The organism is Saccharopolyspora indica (assembly GCF_027853965.1).
GTDB classification, from domain to species: Bacteria; Actinomycetota; Actinomycetes; order Mycobacteriales; family Pseudonocardiaceae; genus Saccharopolyspora; species Saccharopolyspora indica.
This window is the reverse complement of sequence record NZ_JAQGLB010000014.1, coordinates 40,252-56,314: the sequence shown is the minus strand read 5'-3', so window position 1 is coordinate 56,314 and position 16,063 is coordinate 40,252. Positions and strand designations below refer to the sequence as shown.

Annotated in this window: 14 protein-coding genes; 5 read left to right on the top strand and 9 right to left on the bottom strand. The window is 71.5% G+C overall.

The features are described from left to right. Positions 1-43: 43 nt before the first annotated feature. From OU416_RS26775 to OU416_RS26750, 6 genes are all read right to left on the bottom strand, one after another. Complete coding sequence (locus tag OU416_RS26775) at positions 44-340, bottom strand: hypothetical protein (RefSeq protein ID WP_270929788.1); 297 nt, start codon at positions 338-340, stop codon at positions 44-46. Positions 341-616: 276 nt separating this feature from the next. Beyond that, positions 617-964: an RICIN domain-containing protein gene (locus OU416_RS26770; protein ID WP_270929787.1), complete on the bottom strand. Its 348-nt coding sequence runs from the start codon at positions 962-964 to the stop codon at positions 617-619. A 394-nt stretch (positions 965-1,358) separates the two neighbouring features. After that, complete coding sequence (locus OU416_RS26765; RefSeq protein WP_270929786.1) at positions 1,359-1,724, bottom strand: hypothetical protein; 366 nt, start codon at positions 1,722-1,724, stop codon at positions 1,359-1,361. Positions 1,725-1,786: 62 nt separating this feature from the next. Further along, the gene (locus OU416_RS26760) at positions 1,787-2,920 is read right to left on the bottom strand and encodes a sensor histidine kinase (RefSeq protein ID WP_270929785.1); all 1,134 of its coding nucleotides are present in this window, start codon (positions 2,918-2,920) and stop codon (positions 1,787-1,789) included. After that, on the bottom strand, positions 2,917-3,672 hold the full coding sequence (locus OU416_RS26755; RefSeq protein ID WP_270929784.1) for a response regulator transcription factor: 756 nt from the start codon (positions 3,670-3,672) through the stop codon (positions 2,917-2,919). Before OU416_RS26755 ends, OU416_RS26760 begins: the two co-directional genes overlap by 4 nt. Before the next feature lie 292 nt (positions 3,673-3,964). Continuing rightward, positions 3,965-6,928, bottom strand: coding sequence for an arabinosyltransferase domain-containing protein (locus OU416_RS26750; RefSeq protein WP_270929783.1), 2,964 nt, complete (start codon positions 6,926-6,928; stop codon positions 3,965-3,967). A gap of 611 nt (positions 6,929-7,539) precedes the next feature. Between OU416_RS26750 and OU416_RS26745 the strand changes: the two genes are divergently transcribed. Together OU416_RS26745 and OU416_RS26740 are read left to right on the top strand one after the other, a co-directional pair. Then, a complete protein-coding gene (locus OU416_RS26745; protein WP_333779661.1) occupies positions 7,540-8,343 on the top strand; it encodes a trimeric intracellular cation channel family protein in 804 nt (267 codons plus the stop codon). 70 nt (positions 8,344-8,413) lie between these two features. Further along, positions 8,414-9,301 carry an alpha/beta hydrolase gene (locus OU416_RS26740; protein ID WP_270929782.1) on the top strand — a complete coding sequence of 296 codons (888 nt, stop codon included), beginning with the start codon at positions 8,414-8,416 and terminating at the stop codon, positions 9,299-9,301. Between the two features lie 4 nt (positions 9,302-9,305). On the opposite strand, the gene OU416_RS26735 is transcribed toward OU416_RS26740, so the two are convergent. Further along, positions 9,306-9,995: a TetR/AcrR family transcriptional regulator gene (locus tag OU416_RS26735; protein ID WP_270929781.1), complete on the bottom strand. Its 690-nt coding sequence runs from the start codon at positions 9,993-9,995 to the stop codon at positions 9,306-9,308. 119 nt (positions 9,996-10,114) lie between these two features. Between OU416_RS26735 and OU416_RS26730 the strand changes: the two genes are divergently transcribed. From OU416_RS26730 to OU416_RS26720, 3 genes are all read left to right on the top strand, one after another. Beyond that, positions 10,115-11,620, top strand: a complete 1,506-nt coding sequence (locus OU416_RS26730) for a PDR/VanB family oxidoreductase (protein ID WP_333779660.1) — start codon at positions 10,115-10,117, stop codon at positions 11,618-11,620. A gap of 76 nt (positions 11,621-11,696) precedes the next feature. Next, positions 11,697-13,547, top strand: coding sequence for an asparagine synthase (glutamine-hydrolyzing) (gene asnB / locus OU416_RS26725; protein ID WP_270929780.1), 1,851 nt, complete (start codon positions 11,697-11,699; stop codon positions 13,545-13,547). Between the two features lie 68 nt (positions 13,548-13,615). Next, the gene (locus OU416_RS26720) at positions 13,616-14,284 is read left to right on the top strand and encodes a TenA family protein (RefSeq protein WP_270929779.1); all 669 of its coding nucleotides are present in this window, start codon (positions 13,616-13,618) and stop codon (positions 14,282-14,284) included. Between the two features lie 72 nt (positions 14,285-14,356). On the opposite strand, the gene OU416_RS26715 is transcribed toward OU416_RS26720, so the two are convergent. Both OU416_RS26715 and OU416_RS26710 read right to left on the bottom strand, forming a co-directional pair. Further along, entirely contained in the window at positions 14,357-15,430 is a 1,074-nt protein-coding gene (locus tag OU416_RS26715; RefSeq protein ID WP_270929778.1) for a PQQ-dependent sugar dehydrogenase, read from the bottom strand. Between the two features lie 34 nt (positions 15,431-15,464). Further along, positions 15,465-15,944, bottom strand: coding sequence for a hypothetical protein (locus tag OU416_RS26710; RefSeq protein WP_270929777.1), 480 nt, complete (start codon positions 15,942-15,944; stop codon positions 15,465-15,467). Positions 15,945-16,063: the final 119 nt, after the last annotated feature.

Here is a 16,063-nt window from a genome sequence, read left to right as displayed (position 1 = left end):
CAGTCACCGCCGCGCAGCGAGACTCACCGAACCGAGCCGCGAATCAGGATTCGTCCTGGATCGCGGCTTCGTTCTGCTCGGTGTCGTTCTCGTTGCTCTGGTCGACCCAGTTCACCGCGTTCTGCTCGCCCTTGCCGTTGTTGATCTGGGTGATCGGCGAGACGTTGATGTTGTTCTGCACCGTGTGGTTCTGCGTCTCCTGCGACTGCAGCTGCTTCAGGATTTCCGACGCCTTCGGCGGCCGGGCCTTGCCGTCGGCGGCCAGCGCCGGGCTCGCGACGCCCAGCAGCAGTGGCAGCCCCAGAACCGCCGCGGTGACCACGCGCTTGGCAGTAAGCATCAATTGCTCCCCTTCATCGCACTGCACTTCCGATTTACCGGAACGGCCTCGGCAGGAATATGCCAATGGAATTCCGGTCGCCTCATTCGGCCGAACGGGCAGCAGGACCGTACCGGGAAGCACCGCCGCCGCCCCGGCAGCGACACCAGTGATCACTCCAACCGGTGATCCGGACACGACGAAGCCCGTTGGTCCGGCACGACCGCGCCGGGCCAACGGGCTTCAGAGCCGACTGGGGCGGATAACGGGAGCGCCCCGGGGTAATGCGGGCAGAACTCAGGAGTTGAAGCGGAACACCGCGTTGGGGGTGTCCTCGCCGCCGAACGGCCGGACGCCGAGCACCAGCTGGCTGCTGCGGTACTCGTCAGAGCTCGCGACGACCGCCAGGTGCGGCGTCGCCGCCGGCGTGATGACGAAGCCGTCCCACTGGTGCGTCAGGCTCCACCGCTGAGCTTCGTCCCACTTGTTGCACTCCGCGGTGAAGACCACCGCGTTGGGCTCCGACCAGGTCTGCGCACACTGGTTCGACGCCATGTTGCGGATGGTGACCGTGCCGTCCTCCTGCCGTTCGATGTCCCACTGGGCGCGCTGGCCCAGCTCGTGGAGCGGCTGGTTCGTGCTCACGACGCCCCGTTCCCAGTCCTGGGCCCAGCGTGCGTCGGTGGCGATGTTCGTGATTTCCGTGGAGTGACCCCACTCGGCTTGCGCCGAGGCGGGCATTGCCGGAGCCATCGCGAGCGTAGCCATGGCACCAAGAGCACCCAGCATCCAGCGAGCGCGCATCATAACCTCCATGCAAGGAAATTTCGGATGTGGACGGCGATTTCGGACGTCCGGTTAGATCTCTACCAGCGCAGTCCGGAAATCTCGCTTCGAGTCATCACAACGAGTGGTCGCCAGGCCTTATCGGTAACGATGCAGTGATCGAATCGGATGTAAGTCCCCAGTGGACTTTCCCAATCGTGTTACCGGACAACGAGAATGTGACTCTCATTCGCAGAAATCGCCCGCGCGCGGCTCAGAGGTCGGGCAGCGGATCCGGCGGGAAGTCGCGGGGCGAGGTGATCTCCGAATCCGCGGCGTTGACCACGGCGACGTACTCCTCGTCGATCTCGTAGTCGATGCCGTCGACCCGGAAGCAGGGCGAGGGCTGCATCTCCACCGGCCCGAGCACGGTGCTGCGCGGCAGCCGCGCGAGGACGGACTTCGGCCGCTTCCTGGACCAGAAGCCCGTCGAGAGCACGGTGATCGCCTTGCGGCTCACCACGACCAGCACGCTCGGCTGCACGCTCATCAGGACGTCGGCGGGCAGCACGTACCGGATCTCGTCGTCCTCGTCGAGGAACGTCCGGATCCGCCTGCGCGCGGCCTCGGGGACGGGCATGGCGCGACAGTACCAACCCCGGATGGCGCAGCAGCACCGTTCAGCGCAATTCAGGTCCAGGGCTACCGGGCCGGCATCGGGAGGCGGACCTCGAAGCAGCAGCCGCCCGGCACGTTGCGGACCGACACCGTTCCGCCGTGCGCGTGCACGAGGCCCTGCACGATGGCCAGGCCGAGACCACCGCCGCTGCTGCCGAACGTCCGCTTGTCCTCGCCCCGCCAGCCCATGTCGAACACCGACCCCAGGTCGGCTTCCGGGATCCCGCCGCACTCGTCGCTGACCGCGACCGCGGCCCAGCCCGCGGTCGCGCGGATGTCGACCGTCACCGCCGAGCCCTCCGGCGCGTACCGGATCGCGTTGCTCAGCAGGTTGTTGAACACCCGGGTGATGGCCCGGTCGTCGACGTCGACCACGACCGGTTCGATCGTCCTGGCCCGCAGCCCGATCCCGCGCTCACCGGCCACCACTTCGAGCGAGGCCACCTCGTCGCTGAGCAGGTCGTCCAGCGCCACCTGCCGCGGGTTCAGGTTCAGCACGCCGGACTGGATCCGGGACAGCTCGAAGAGGTCGTCCACCATCCCGGAGAGGATCTCGGTGTCGGCGCGGATCTTGCCGCAGTAGTCCTGGAGATCGTCGACCACACCGTCCTCAATGGACTCGGTGACGGCTCGCAGCCGGGCCAGCGGGCTGCGCAGGTCGTGCGAGATCCACGCGACCAGCCGCCGCCGGGACGCGTCGAGCGCCTGCTCGCGGCGGCGCGACTCGGCCTCGCGCCGCCGGGACTCGGCGAGCTTGTCGCTGGTGATCCAGAGCTCGCGCGCCAGTTCGGCGAACTCGGCGCTCGGCAGGTCCTCCGGCTGCCGGAACCGCTGCTGCAGGCCGAGCGAGCGGGTGGCGTCGGCCAGCTGGCGGCTGCCGTTCATCACCGACCGGCCGAGCAGCAGCCCGATGCCGATGGCCACCACACCGGCGATCAGCACGACCGCGAGGACCACCCCGGCGGGCAGCTGCGCCGAACGTTCCAGGAGCACCGCGGTGACGGTGCTGGTGTTGATCGCACCGACGGTGATGATGATGACCGCCACCAGCGAGTAACCCACCGGGTAGTTGCGGAGCAACCGCAGGATGACCAGCCCGATGAGCCCGACGCCGAGCGACTCGCACACCGTGATCAGAGCGATCAGCGCCAGGTTCATCGTCCGCCGGGCCCGGTGACGGGGAGGTCGAACCGGTAGCCGACGCCCCACACGGTCTTCAGCAGCGCGGGGCGGGACGGGTCGTCCTCGATCTTCTCCCGCAGCCGCCGGACGTGCACCGTGACGGTGGAGGCGTCGCCGAAGTCGTGCGACCAGACCTCGCGCATCAGCTCGTCGCGGCGCACCACGCGGCCCGCGTTGCGGATCATGAACGCCAGCAGCTCGAATTCCTTCACGGTCATGCTCAGCTCGCGACCGGCCTTGCTGACCACCCGCGACGTGCGGTCCACCACCAGGTCCCCGGCGCGGAGCACGTCGTCGACGGGGGCCGGCGGCATGGCGGCGGTGCGGCGCAGCACGGACTGGACCCGCAGCACCAGCTCGCGCGGGCTGAACGGTTTGGTCAGGTAGTCGTCGGCGCCGGATTCCAGGCCGCGCAGCCGGTGCTCCTCCTCGCCCAGCGAGGTCAGCAGGATGACCGGGACCTGGCTGGCGGCGCGCAGCTCGCGCAGGACCTCGATGCCGCCGAGACCGGGCAGCATCACGTCGAGCACGACCAGGTCCGGCGCCATCCGGCGCGCCAGTTCCAGGCCCATCGAACCGTCCGAAGCGTGCACCGGTGTGCAACCGGCCCGGCTCAGGTAGCTCGTGACCACCTGGGCGACCGTCGGATCGTCCTCCACGACCAGGATCCGCGGTGCGCCGGACTGCCCGTCGGCGCGGTGGTCCGGGCCTCGATCAGCCTGCGTCATCCTTCGAACCCGCTTCTCCCGGTCGACTTCCCGCCACAGTATCCGGTCGGGCACGCGGGGTGGCGGGGCGGCCGGACGCGCGCTCCCGGCGGCGGCGAAGCGCGGGCGGCGAACCGCACTTCGGCCACCGGCAGGAGCAGTGCATCGCGGCATCGGCACGTCGGCGGGGCTCTTTTCCGGAAGCGGACGGGGAGTCGGGAGTACGCCCCGATTTATATCCCGGTGCCGGTCGAACTCCGGCACCCGCGATCGCTTCGGAGAGCTGCGGGGTAGGACGACTGCCCGAAAGGACTCACCGGTCGGGCTTCTGCACCCCGGCGTTGCGCGCGATGTCCGGGTAGTCGTTGTCGGCCAGCGTCGGCAGGCGCGTCCAGCCCCACCTGGTCTCCTGCGAGACGGTCAGGTCGTAGCGGCCCACCGGGTGCTGGTAGCGGACCTCGAACACGTTGCCCCACGGCAGCCGGGGCGGGCCGCCGGGCAGTTCCGCTGCCAGCCGGGTCTGCGTCCACTCCCTGGTCGGCTGCGTCCAGGCGCCGCCCCACTCCAGGTAGCTGATGTTGTCCAGCCACTCCGGCGGCAGGAGCTCGTCGGCGGTCAGCCGCACCGACGGGGTGTCGGTGATGCCGTGGCGGATGCCGACCTGGTCGACGCAGGGCCACAGCGGCGCGTTGATGTGGTTGGCCAGCACCGCCCGGCCGCTGGTGAGCTCGGTGATCGGGCGGGATTCGGTCGTCTTCGGCTCCGCGACGGCCAGCCACGACCGCGCTCCGGTCACCTGGTCGGTCGCGACGACCCGCACCGACTGCGCTCCGGCCGGGATCGGGGTCGCGAGCTGCTGCCACTCGCGCAGCGCGGAGCGGCGCAGCTCCGGGTGCAGCTGCTGCGCGACGACGCCGCCGGGACGGGTGAACTCGACCTGCAGGCCCTGGCCCGCGAGCAGCCCCGCCACCGGCACCGTCACGTGCGTGCCCTGGCCGGACAGCGGGTACCAGCCGGTGACCAGCTTGCCGACGCCCGGTGTCGTGCCGTCCGGGCGATCGGTGTTCCAGATCGTCGTCGGTTCCGGCCACGGGCCGGACGGCAGCACGTCGCCGACCTGGAAGTCACCGGCGAGCTCCGGTTCGCCCGGCGCGCCGAGCCGCCCGGACGGCAGCTGCACGCGGACGTCGCTGGCCAGCCCGCAACCGTCGCCGAAGAGGGTTTGCACCCCGGATCGCGCGATCGTCCACCCCGGTGCCTGGCCGAACGGCGCGTAGCCGAACAGCGCGATCATCAGCAGCACCGAGCCGACCGAGGCCGCGCCCAGCACCGCGCGGTCCGGGCCCAGGCGCACCGGCTGACCACGGCGGCGACGCCACTTCGCCCAGCCGAACGCCACCACCGCGACTCCGATCCACAGCAGCGGATTTCGCAGGTAGAGCGGGCCGACGTGCGGTTCGAGGTTGTTGGTCTGCGAATCCCGGTTGAGGTGTTCGCCGAAGCGCTGCCCGGCGTCGGAGAACGGGATCCACCAGTTGTCCCCGGCGAAGCTCAGCGACACCGCGCCGATGATCAGCACCAGGCTCGCGCCCACGACCACCGGCCCGGCGCGGCGCGGCAGCGGCGAGCGCAGCAGCGCTGCGGCCAGCAGGACCGTCGGCGCGGCGGCCACCGCGTGGAAGTGGCTGACCCACTTGGTCGGGCTGAACGCGATCAGCACCAGCGCGATCGCGGTGGTGATCGCGCTGGTGAGCAGCAGGCGGCGGATCGGGTCCCGGCCCATCCCGCCGCGACCGCTGGCCAGCGCGACGACGGCGACGACGGCCAGCGTCAGCAGCACCGGCAGCCGGCGCGCCCAGCCCGCCGTGTCGAGCATCGTCCGGTAGTGCTCGAACTCCTCGTACCAGGAGAACGACAGGTAGTACCAGCGGTGCACGTCGGTCGCTTCGAGGACGTCGCCCAGCGTCGCGTCGGCGAAGCCCACCGGCACCACGACGGTCGCCGACGCAGCCGCCAGCAGCACCGCGGCGATGCGCCCCGACCAGGGCTGGCGGCGCAGCCAGCGCAGCAGCCACGGCAGGCACAGCACCAGCGGCGCGGCCGCGACCAGGCCGGAGGGCGAGACCGTCATGGCCAGCGCCGCGAACATCGTCGCCACCGCCAGCGCGCCGATCGAGTGCCGCAGTTGCGCGGCCTCGGCGAAGAGCAGCGCCGCCGCCGCGAAGACCACGATCAGCGGTTCCGGGCGCAGCGACATCCCGTAGGACAGGAACCAGACCAGGTGCGCGACCAGCAGCGCCCAGGGCACCGCGCGGAGGTGGGCGGCGCGGCCGAGCAGCGTGGCCAGGACGATGCGCAGCAGCACCCAGGTCACGATCCCGCAGAACATCGGGACCAGGCGCATCCACCAGAGCGACCAGCCGCCGAGCTCGCCCCACCACTGCAGCAGGTACTGGCTGGAGACGAACGGGTTCTCCGTCGCGTTGAACATGTAGACGAAGTTGCCGAGGTAGCCGGATTCGCTCGCGTTGCGAGCCATCATCAGGTACCAGCCGTCGTCCATGTTCACCGGCCCGAGCAGCACCCACGCCGCGGCGACCAGCACCAGCACCGCATCGGCGGCGGCGAAGCGGGGGATCGTCAGGCCGCGCATGGACTGCCGGCCCCGCCAGCGGCGCCAGGCCAGCACCAGCAGCGCGACCAGGCACGCGGCGTGGGCGATCAGGAGCGCGATCTTCAGCGCGGTGGGCGAGGATTCGTAGCGCGCATCGGTGTGCAGCGCGACCTGGAGCCCGTCGACCGAGCCGGTGGTGGACAGCTCGGAGACCTGCGGCGGCAGCAGGTCCGGCCGGGACACCAGGAGAGCGCCGTCCCGGGAGACGCGGATTCCGCCCGCATCGGCCACCACCTGGTACTCGCACGTCGCGCGCAGCGGGTCGGCGAGGATCTCGCTGCCGTCGACCAGGAAGCGCGCCTGTCCCGCCCCGGCGGTCACCTCCAGGCCCGGGTTGCCGGGGGCGTGCGTGCGCAGCGCCGCTCCGGTGCTGGTGCGCAGCGATTCGCACGGGATCGCGGCGGTGAAGTCCAGCGGCCGGTACGGCGAGAGCGGCAGCACCGTCGACGGTGTCGCGTCACCGGCGCGCGGCCAGGTGACCAGCGGCGCGTCGGCCTTCACCGGCGCCAGCACGGCGAGCACTCCGAGCAGGAGCGTCAGCCCGGCCAGCACGGCCAGCAGACCGTTGCCGCGCTGACCGCGGTCGTGCGGGTTCGACGGCACGCCACTGCCTCATTCTGGTGATCCGGAGGAACGGGAGAAGTTCACCGACCGTTCTCGCGGTCGCAATCCGCCCGCGCCCCGATGCCGGAAGATCGGGACGGTGGACAGCTTACGCCGAAAAGCGGTGCGGTGTCCGCGAAGTCAGCATCGACCGCCCTCGGACGGGCCGAACTGGACTGCGTCCGGCGAGGTTCCGCTCACCGCCGGGGGCCGCCTCGCCGAATCATCCGCCAGCGCAACAGCGCCCATCGCGAACCCCCTCATCGACGAACCCCTCCGGTGTGGACGTGCCCTCGCACAACAGCCGAATTGCGGCATTGCGGACGTTCCGCGCCGCCGTTCTGCCACCACGACGGTGCCACGCGGGCCCGGCCGAAAGCGGTTCACCGGGACCGGTTCTGCCCGAACATCCGCCCGGCTTGCCCCTCCGGCACCGGTGCGGCGAGGAGTCCATCGGGCAGACGCACGTGCACCGAGGGGAAGACGACCGGTGCTGTTGTTGCTCCGCCGCCGCGGTGTCGTGTTCGGTGTGCACAGTCGTCGACGGGCAGCCTCCCACCGGACCGCGGTGCGCGGAGGAGTTGCCGCCAATCTATCGATTCGTGGGTCCGATGCTGCTCGTTGTCCTGGACATGGTGGGGATCGTCGCGTTCGCGCTGGCCGGTGCGGTCGACGCCGTGCGCGCCCGGCTGGACTTCTTCGGCACCGTCGTGGTCGCCGCGCTGACCGCCATCGGCGGCGGGATCATCCGCGACGTGCTGCTGGGCGTGCACCCACCGGTCGGCATCCACACCGCGCGCTACCTGCTGGCCTGCGCCGCGACCGCGCTGATCGTGTTCCTCTGGTACCCGAGAGCGGCGCGGCTGAAGCTGTCCGTGCAGTTCGCCGACGCCATCGGGCTGGCGCTGTTCGCGATCACGGGCGCCACCAGGGCGATGGAGCACGGCACGCCGATCTACACCGCGGCGCTCATCGGCATGATCAACGGCGTCGGCGGCGGGATCATCCGCGACGTGCTGCTCGTCCGGATCCCGATGGTCCTGCGCCAGGAGATCTACGCCCTGCCCGCGTTGGGCGGCGCCGCGCTCCTCGCCGCCGGGATGCAGCTGGAGCTCCCGCAGGAGTTCCTGGTCCCGACGGTCGCCGTCATCATCGTCGCGGTGCGCATGCTCGCCGTGCTCCGCAACTGGAACCTGCCCGCCGGCCGGCTGCTCTCCAAAGCGCCGGAGGAGCCCGAGATCCCGCTCCAGCCCCTGAACGCCGCGGAGCAGACTCAGCTGCTGCGGCCCGACCTCGGCCCCTGGAACCAGCGCACGGTCCGGATCGTCGCGCCGCGGGTGCAGCAACCGGCCTTCCGGCCGGGGCCGCCGAACACCGCCAGGCCGCACGCGGGTCCACCACCGTCGCGCACCTGAGCGGGCTCGCCCACCGGGGCCACATCACCGCTCTAGCCGATCTCGACCGGCTTCCAGTGCACTGGCGGGCATGACCGAAACGCTGGGCAGCACGGCGGAAGTGCGCGAGGTGCGACTCAACGCCGGTGCTGCGGTGCTCTCCGGGCTGCTCGCCCGCCCCTCGGAGGTACCGCCCAAGGCCGTCGTTCTCGCGCTGCCCGGCGGTGGCATGCGGGCGGGCTACTTCCACGGCCCGGCCCATCGCGATCTCTCGCTGCTCGACCTCGGCGCATCGCTGGGATACGCCGTGCTGGCGCTGGACCGGCCCGGGTACGGGAGCTCCGCGGCGACCGCCCCGCAGGGGATGACGCTCGCGGACCAGGCTTCCACGGTGCTCACCGCGCTCGCCGGCTTCGCCGCCGCGCACGAGATCGGTGCCGGGTTCTTCGTCGTCGCCCACTCCTACGGCGGCAAGCTCGCGCTGGCGGTGGCCGCCGAGAGCGGTGGCACCGAGCTGCTGGGCCTGGACATCTCCGGCTGCGGCCGGGAGTACGCCGTCGACCCGCGCGAGCACCTGACCGGCCGGAGCACGTGGCGGCTGCACTGGGGGCCGGGGCGGCTGTACCCGCCGGGCACGTTCCGCAGCGACCAGTCCCCCGTCGCCCCCATGCCGGTGCGGGAGGTGCTGGACGCCGCGAGCTGGCCCGGGCGCATCGCCGAGCTCGCTCCGCGGGTCCGCGTTCCGGTCCGGTTCACCTTCGCCGAGTACGAGCGGTGGTGGCGGCACGACGCCGCGGCGGTCGAAGAGCTCGCCGCGCTGTTCGCGCACGCGCCGGAGGTGGTCATCGCGCGCCAGGCGAACGCCGGCCACAACATCAGCCTCGGCTGGGCGGCCCGCGCCTACCACCTGCGCGCGCTGGCGTTCGCCGAAGACTGCGCGGCCGAGCTGGCACAGGCGCGCGTGCGGCTGCCGCGCTGACCGGTCAGGCCCGGCTGCGGAGGCGGTGCAGTTCGAGGTGAGCGTCGGCGAGCGCTTCCTTCAGGTCCGCCACCGCGGCGCGCAGCTCCCGCACCTCGTCGGCGCCGGGGCGCAGGACCGGCAGCACCACGTCGTCGACGATGCTCACCACGACCTGGTCGGGCACCGACGGGCCGTCGGTGAGGAACCGGAACACCAGCAGCTCGTGACCGATGTCGCCGATCTCGCCGTCCAGCGCCTCCGGCCGCACCGAACCGCGTTCCACCCCGCGGGCGAGCACTTCGCGCAGGTGCTGGCTGCGCGGCGCGAACACCTGCGCGTCCAGCAGCTCGCCGAGCCCCGGAGCGCGGTGCATCGCCACCAGCAGCTCGCGCATCGCCGCGCCGATCGGTCCGGCCAGCGCCTTGGCCATCCGCCGGAGCAGGAACAGCAGGTCCTCCCGGACGTCCCCGGTGTCCGGGAGGTCCACGCCGCTGGGCAGCGCGTGGTGCACCGCTTCGACGATGAGCGTCGCCTTGCTGTCCCACCTGCGGTAGATCGACGCTTTGCCGGTGCGGGCGCGCTGGGCGACGCCGACGATGCTGAACCGGTCGTACCCCACGGCGGCGAGCTCCTCCAGCACGGCCGCGTAGATCGCCGCCAGGAGTTCGGGGCCGCGGCGGCGGGTTTGCCGGTTCGGGTCGTGGTCGGTCACGCCATCAGGCTCGCACACGCCCTCCCCCTAGGGGACATTCCAGGGTAAGGACCTGAAGCGGTCTCTATCCGGTCTGCACCAAGGTCTTAGTAGACAAGCCTGCCTACTAAGGAGGACGGATGTCCACCCCTGTTGCGCGGACCTCCCCGCCCAGCGGCTCGCGCGCACCACGCCGGTTGCCGCAGCGCTGGCGGCGGCTGCTGCTGGCCACCCACGTCATCGTCGCGGTGGCCTGGATCGGCGTTTCCGCGGGCATGGTCGCCCTCGGCACCATGGCGCTGATCACCGACGACCTCGCGGTCGTGGTCGGCGTCTACGAGGCGATGGCCATGTTCGACGAAACGATCATCACCATCACGAGCGTCGGCGCGACGCTCACCGGGATCCTGCTCGCGCTGCTCACCCCGTGGGGCCTGTTCCGGCACTGGTGGATCCTCACCAAGCTGGTCATCACCCTCGCGATCTTCACGTCGGCCTTCACCCTGACCCACCCGTGGGTGCTCGCCTCCATCGACGACGCCAGGGCCTCGCTGGAATCCGGATCGCGCCTCATCACCGAGCCGCAGGAGATGATCACCGCGGGCTCACCGGTGATGCTGCTGATGCTGACGACCGCCGCGGTCATCTCGTTCTACAAGCCGTGGGGCCGGATCCGCCGCTCGAACCGGACGCCTGCGGCCAAGCCGGCCGAGACCCCGGTGGTGCTGCGCGAGGTGCGCCAGGAGGCCGAGGGCGTGGTGAGCCTGGAACTCGCCGACCCGCAGGGCCGCCCGCTGCCGCAGTGGGTTCCCGGCGCGCACGTCGACCTGGTGCTGCCCTCGGGCAAGGTGCGCCAGTACTCGCTGTGCAGCGACCCGGGCGACACCGGCACGTACCGGGTGGGCATCCTGCGCGAGCCCGAGGGGCGGGGCGGCTCCGTCGAGGCGCACGCCCTGCGTCCGGGCCAGGCCCTGGCGATCCGCGGGCCGCGCAACAACTTCCCGCTCGCCGACGCCCCGGCGTACCTGTTCATCGCCGGCGGCATCGGGATCACGCCGCTGATCCCGATGCTGCACCAGGTGGCCGCCGCCGGGAAGCCGTGGCGGCTGGTCTACGGCGGCCGGTCGTTCATGACGATGGCCTACCTCGACGAGCTGCGGCAGTTCGTCCCGCAGCAGATCCAGCTGGTTCCGCAGGACACCGCCGGGCTGCCCGACCTCGAAGGCGCGCTGCGCGGCGCACCGGAGGGCTGCGCGGTCTACTGCTGCGGGCCGGAAGGGCTGATCAACGCCGTCGAGCAGCTCGTGCCGACCGCCTGCCCGAGCGGTCAGCTGCACGTGGAGCGGTTCGCGGCGGCCGACGTCGACCACGGCGAGAAGGTCCCGTTCGAGCTGGAGCTGGCCCGCAGCGAGCAGCAGCTGCACGTCCCCGCCGACCGGAGCACGCTGGAGGTCCTGCGCGAGGTCAGACCCGAACTCGACGCCTCGTGCGAGGACGGGGTGTGCGGAACGTGCGTCCTGTCCGTGCTCTCCGGGGTCCCGGAGCACCGCGACAGCATCCTGGCCTCCACCGAGCGGGACCGGACCGACGTCTTCTACCCGTGCGTCTCGCGGGCCCGCAGCCAACGGCTCGTCGTGGACCTGTGACCGGCGGTGGGCGGCTCGCGAACAGCTTCGAGCCGCCCACCAACCGGATTCGAGCAGCCGCGCCGACGATGCTCGCGTGTGTGGTATAGCGGGATGGGTTGACTTCGAACGGAATCTGGGCTTCGAGCGCAGCACGGTGCGCTCGATGGTCGCCACCTTGGCCAACCGCGGGCCGGACGGCGAGGACGTCTGGGCGAGCACGTCGGCCGTCCTCGGCCACCGGCGGCTCGCGGTGATCGACGTGCCGGGCGGCAAGCAGCCGATGCTTGCCGAGCACGACGACCGGACGCTGGCCGTGCTCGTCTACAACGGAGAGATCTACAACTTCCGGGAGCTCCGGGCGGAACTGGACCGGCGCGGCCACTCCTTCCGGACCGCCTCGGACACCGAGGTGCTGCTCAACGCCTACCTGGAGTGGGGCGCGGGCTGCGTCGAGCGCCTGGAGGGCATGTTCGCCTTCGCGGTGTGGGACGAGCGCAACCGCGAGCTCGTCCTCGGCCGGGACCGGATGGGCATCAAGCCGCTGTTCTACGCGCCGCTGGGCAGCGGGGTGCTGTTCGGCTCGGAGGCCAAGGCCGTCCTGGCCCACCCCGAGGTGGAAGCGGTCGTCGACGCGGAGGGACTGGCCGAGCTGCTGGGCTTCGTCGGCACGCCGGGGCACGCGATCTACCGCGGGATGCGCGAGGTGGCCCCGGGTCACGTGGTGCGGGTGCGGGCGAGCGGGATCACCGAGCGCCGCTACTGGTCGTTGCCGGTGCGGGAGCACACCGAGGACCGGGAGAGCACCCTGCGCACCGTCCGCGAGCTGCTCACCGATTCCGTTGTCTCGCACCTGGTCTCGGACGTGCCGCTGTGCACCCTGCTGTCCGGGGGCGTCGACTCGAGCGCGATCGTGGCCATCGCGGCGCGCGCGATGCGGGACGACCGGCCCCGGAGCTTCTCCGTCGACTTCGCCGGCCACGCCGAGCGCTTCGAAGCCGACAAGTGGCACCGCAGCGCCGACGCGCCCTTCGCCGCGCAAGTGGCCGAGCACGTCGGCACCGACCACGAACCGGTCGTGCTGAGCACGCACGACGTGGTCGACCCGGTGACCAGGGCCGCGGCGCTGCGGGCGCAGGACGTCCCGCGGCCGCTCGGGGACATGGACCGCTCGCTGTACCTGCTCAGCAGGGCGGTCCGGGAGAAGTCCACAGTGGCCCTCTGCGGGGAGGTGGCCGACGAGGTATTCGGCGGCTACAACTGGTACCACGACCCGTCGATCGTCGGCTCCGGGACGTTCCCGTGGATCGCGGTCGGCCAGCGCTACGCCTCCCCGCAGGGCCTGGGCACCGGCCTGCTCGACCCGGCGCTGCTCAAGCAGCTGGACGTGCCGGGCTACTGCGCCGACCGCTACCGCGAGGCCATCGCCGAAATTCCGGTGCTGGACGGGGAATCCGCGACCGAGCGCACCATGCGCGAGGTCGCCTACGTGCACCTGACCCGGTGGATGCAGATCCTGCTGAGCCGCGACGACCGGTTGAGCGCGGCCGTCGGGCTGGAACTGCGGGTGCCGTTCGCCGACCACGAGCTCGTCGAGTACGCGTTCAACGTGCCGTGGTCGATGAAGACCGTGGACGGGACCGAGAAGGCCCTGCTGCGGGACGCGGTGCGGGACCTGCTGCCCGAGCAGGTGCTCACCCGGAAGAAGAGCCCGTTCCCCACCACCCAGGACCCGGCCTACGGCCAGGCGCTGCGGGAGCAGTTCACCGCGGTGCTCGACGATCCGGCGAGCCCGGTGCGGGAACTGGTGGACACCGGCGCGGTCGACGAGCTGCTGGCCGGCGACGCACCGATCCCGATCGACGGCTGGCGCGACCGCAACAACGTCGACATGGTGCTGCAACTGGATTCCTGGCTGCGGCACTACCGCGTGCGGCTCGCGCTGTGACCCCGCGGGCCGCGGGTGACCGATCACCCGCGGCCCGCTGCCGACCACGACCCCGAGGAGGAAACGCGATGATCCGCGACGAGCTGCGAAGCGCCGCCGAACCGGTGCTGAAGCAGATCAAGGAGCACCCGTACTGGGAGGGCCTGGGCGACGGCTCGCTGCCCGGCCCGGCGCTCGGGCACTTCATCCTGCAGGACGCCCACCACCTGCTGCCCGCGCTCGCTCGCGGGTCCGCCCGGTGCGCCGCGATCGCGACCGACGACTCGCACTCGATGCTGCTGTCGAAGTTCTCGATGGGCGCCCTCCAAGCGCGCAACGGCATGATGATGGCCTTCGGCATGCTGGCCCCCAGGTTGGGCCTCCAGGCCGACGGCACGATCCCCCCGATCGACCCGGCCACGCACGCCTACGCGTCGTTCTTCAACGCGGCGAGCGCGGAATCGCTGGCCGCCGGCCTCGGCGCGCTGCTGCCGTGCTCCTGGTTCCACATCCAGGTCGCCGACGACCTCCAGCAGCGCCACGACCCGGCCTCGAAGTACGCGATGTGGGTCAAGGGCTACCACCCGGGTGACGAGTACCGCCAGGTCCTGGACTCGTTCCTCAACGTCGTGGACGAGGTCGCCGAGCGCTGCTCCCCGGCCGAGCGGGAGAAGCTCGTCGAGAACTTCACCCTCGGCGCCCGGTACGAGTGGCTCTTCGCGGAAGCGGCCTGGCAGCTGCGGAAGTGGCCGGTCTGACCCGGCGCGAAGCGCTCCCGACCGGTCCTGCCGGTCGGGAGCGCTTCGCTTTCACCGCTGGTGAAGGGTATTTCAGCCGCGGAAGCTCAGGATCTGGTCGTCGCCGGGACGAGGTTCGCCCCACGGGTTGTCCTTGTTCGACGTGGTGAACCACAGGCCGCCGTCCGGCGAGCGCAGGACGGTCCGCAGGCGGCCGTAGGTCCCGGCGAACAGGGCCTCGCCCTGGCCCACGTTTCCGTTGTCGTCGACCGGGATCTTCCACATGCGCTCGCCGCGCAGCGCCGCCACGTAGAGGTGGCCGTCGTGGAACGCGACGCCGCTCGGGGAGGCTTCGAGGTGGTCCCAGGCGATCAGCGGGTTGGTGTACCGGTCGTCCTGGCAGGCCCCCTCGCAGGTGGGCCACCCGTAGTCGGCACCGGGCGCGATGCCGTTGAGCTCGTCGACGACGTCACCCAGCTCCGAGGCGAACATGCGCCCCGAGTCGTCCCAGGCGAAGCCCTGCACGTTGCGGTGGCCGGACGAGTAGACCAGCGAATCGGCGACGGGGTTGCCCGGGGCCGGGCGGCCGTCCAGGTCCATGCGCAGGATCTTGCCGCCCAGCGAGGCCGGGTCCTGCGCGTTCTCCGGGACCGTGCCGTCCCCGGTACCGGCGTAGAGCATGCCGTCGGGGCCGATCTCCAGACGTCCGCCGTTGTGGAACTGGCCGCGCGGGATGCCGGTGACGATCGGCTGCGGCTGCTCGCCCGGTTTCAGCTTCGCGATCCGGTTGTCGGTCTCGCCGGAGTAGTAGACGTAGACGGTCTCGTCCTGGTCGTACCGCGGCGACACCGCGATGCCGAGCAGGCCGCCCTCGTAGGGCAGCTCGGGATCCTCGACGATCGGCGGGCCGAGCGGGATCCGCGCCACCTCGGTGACGGTCTTGCCCACCACCCGCAGGACCCGGCCGCTGTCCCGCTCGGTGACCAGGGTGCTCCGGTCCGGCAGAACCGCGACGCCCCACAGCACGTCGAAGTCGCCGACGACCGGACGCGGCTCGGCACCGGCCGGCGGAGCGGCGGTCCCGGTCGTGCCCGCGGCCACCGGCCCACCGGTCACGGTCGCGGCGACCGTCAGCGCGACCGCGGTCACGCTCTTGCGCAAGCTCATGGACGTTCTCCTCGTTCTCGGAGTTGGCGAAACCTCAGCTCGGGTCGATGCCGTACCTGGTGGCCGTGGTGCGGACCCCGACCGGCGGGGCGGTCGAGCCGTCCGGGGCGATGAAGGTCCCGGTGCCCTCCGCGGTGAAGGACGCGCCGTCGGCCGCCAGGACACCGGTGTAGGCCACCCGGACCTCGCCCCGGAAGGCGTCGGCCTCCCGGACGAAGTGCCGGAATCCGCAGGTGAACGTGCGGGCGCCGGTGAGCCGCCACTGCCCGGTTCCGCTGTCGCCCGCGGTGTTGTGGAAGCTCAGCAACCCGTCGGCGCCGAAGGCGAACAGCACCCGGTTGGTCTCGCCGTCCTCCCGGGTGATCGTGCCGGTCCAGGTACCGCGCAACCCGGTGCGGGCGGAATCCGGGCCGGCTTCCGCGGCACCCGCGGTCAGCAGCGCACCCGCGCCCACGCCCACCGCGCCCAACGACGCGGTGCGCAGCAGATCTCGTCGATCGACGGCCTCGCCCACAGTGACCTCCAAACAAGCCGTGGTCCCGGCTGGTTTCCGGACCAGCGGTGGCAGGCTCGCGCGGTGCGCTAGAGACCTGCTGGAGAACCGGTCGGGCCGGAACCCCGGTGGCATCCCCC

Coding starts and splice junctions, on each gene's coding strand:
- OU416_RS26745 (WP_333779661.1), top strand. CDS start 7,540: ATGCTGCTCGTTGTCCTGGACATGGTGGGGATCGTCGCGTTCGCGCTG.
- OU416_RS26715 (WP_270929778.1), bottom strand. CDS start 15,430: ATGAGCTTGCGCAAGAGCGTGACCGCGGTCGCGCTGACGGTCGCCGCG.
- OU416_RS26720 (WP_270929779.1), top strand. CDS start 13,616: ATGATCCGCGACGAGCTGCGAAGCGCCGCCGAACCGGTGCTGAAGCAG.
- OU416_RS26740 (WP_270929782.1), top strand. CDS start 8,414: ATGACCGAAACGCTGGGCAGCACGGCGGAAGTGCGCGAGGTGCGACTC.
- OU416_RS26755 (WP_270929784.1), bottom strand. CDS start 3,672: ATGACGCAGGCTGATCGAGGCCCGGACCACCGCGCCGACGGGCAGTCC.
- OU416_RS26730 (WP_333779660.1), top strand. CDS start 10,115: ATGTCCACCCCTGTTGCGCGGACCTCCCCGCCCAGCGGCTCGCGCGCA.
- OU416_RS26775 (WP_270929788.1), bottom strand. CDS start 340: ATGCTTACTGCCAAGCGCGTGGTCACCGCGGCGGTTCTGGGGCTGCCA.
- OU416_RS26760 (WP_270929785.1), bottom strand. CDS start 2,920: ATGAACCTGGCGCTGATCGCTCTGATCACGGTGTGCGAGTCGCTCGGC.
- OU416_RS26765 (WP_270929786.1), bottom strand. CDS start 1,724: ATGCCCGTCCCCGAGGCCGCGCGCAGGCGGATCCGGACGTTCCTCGAC.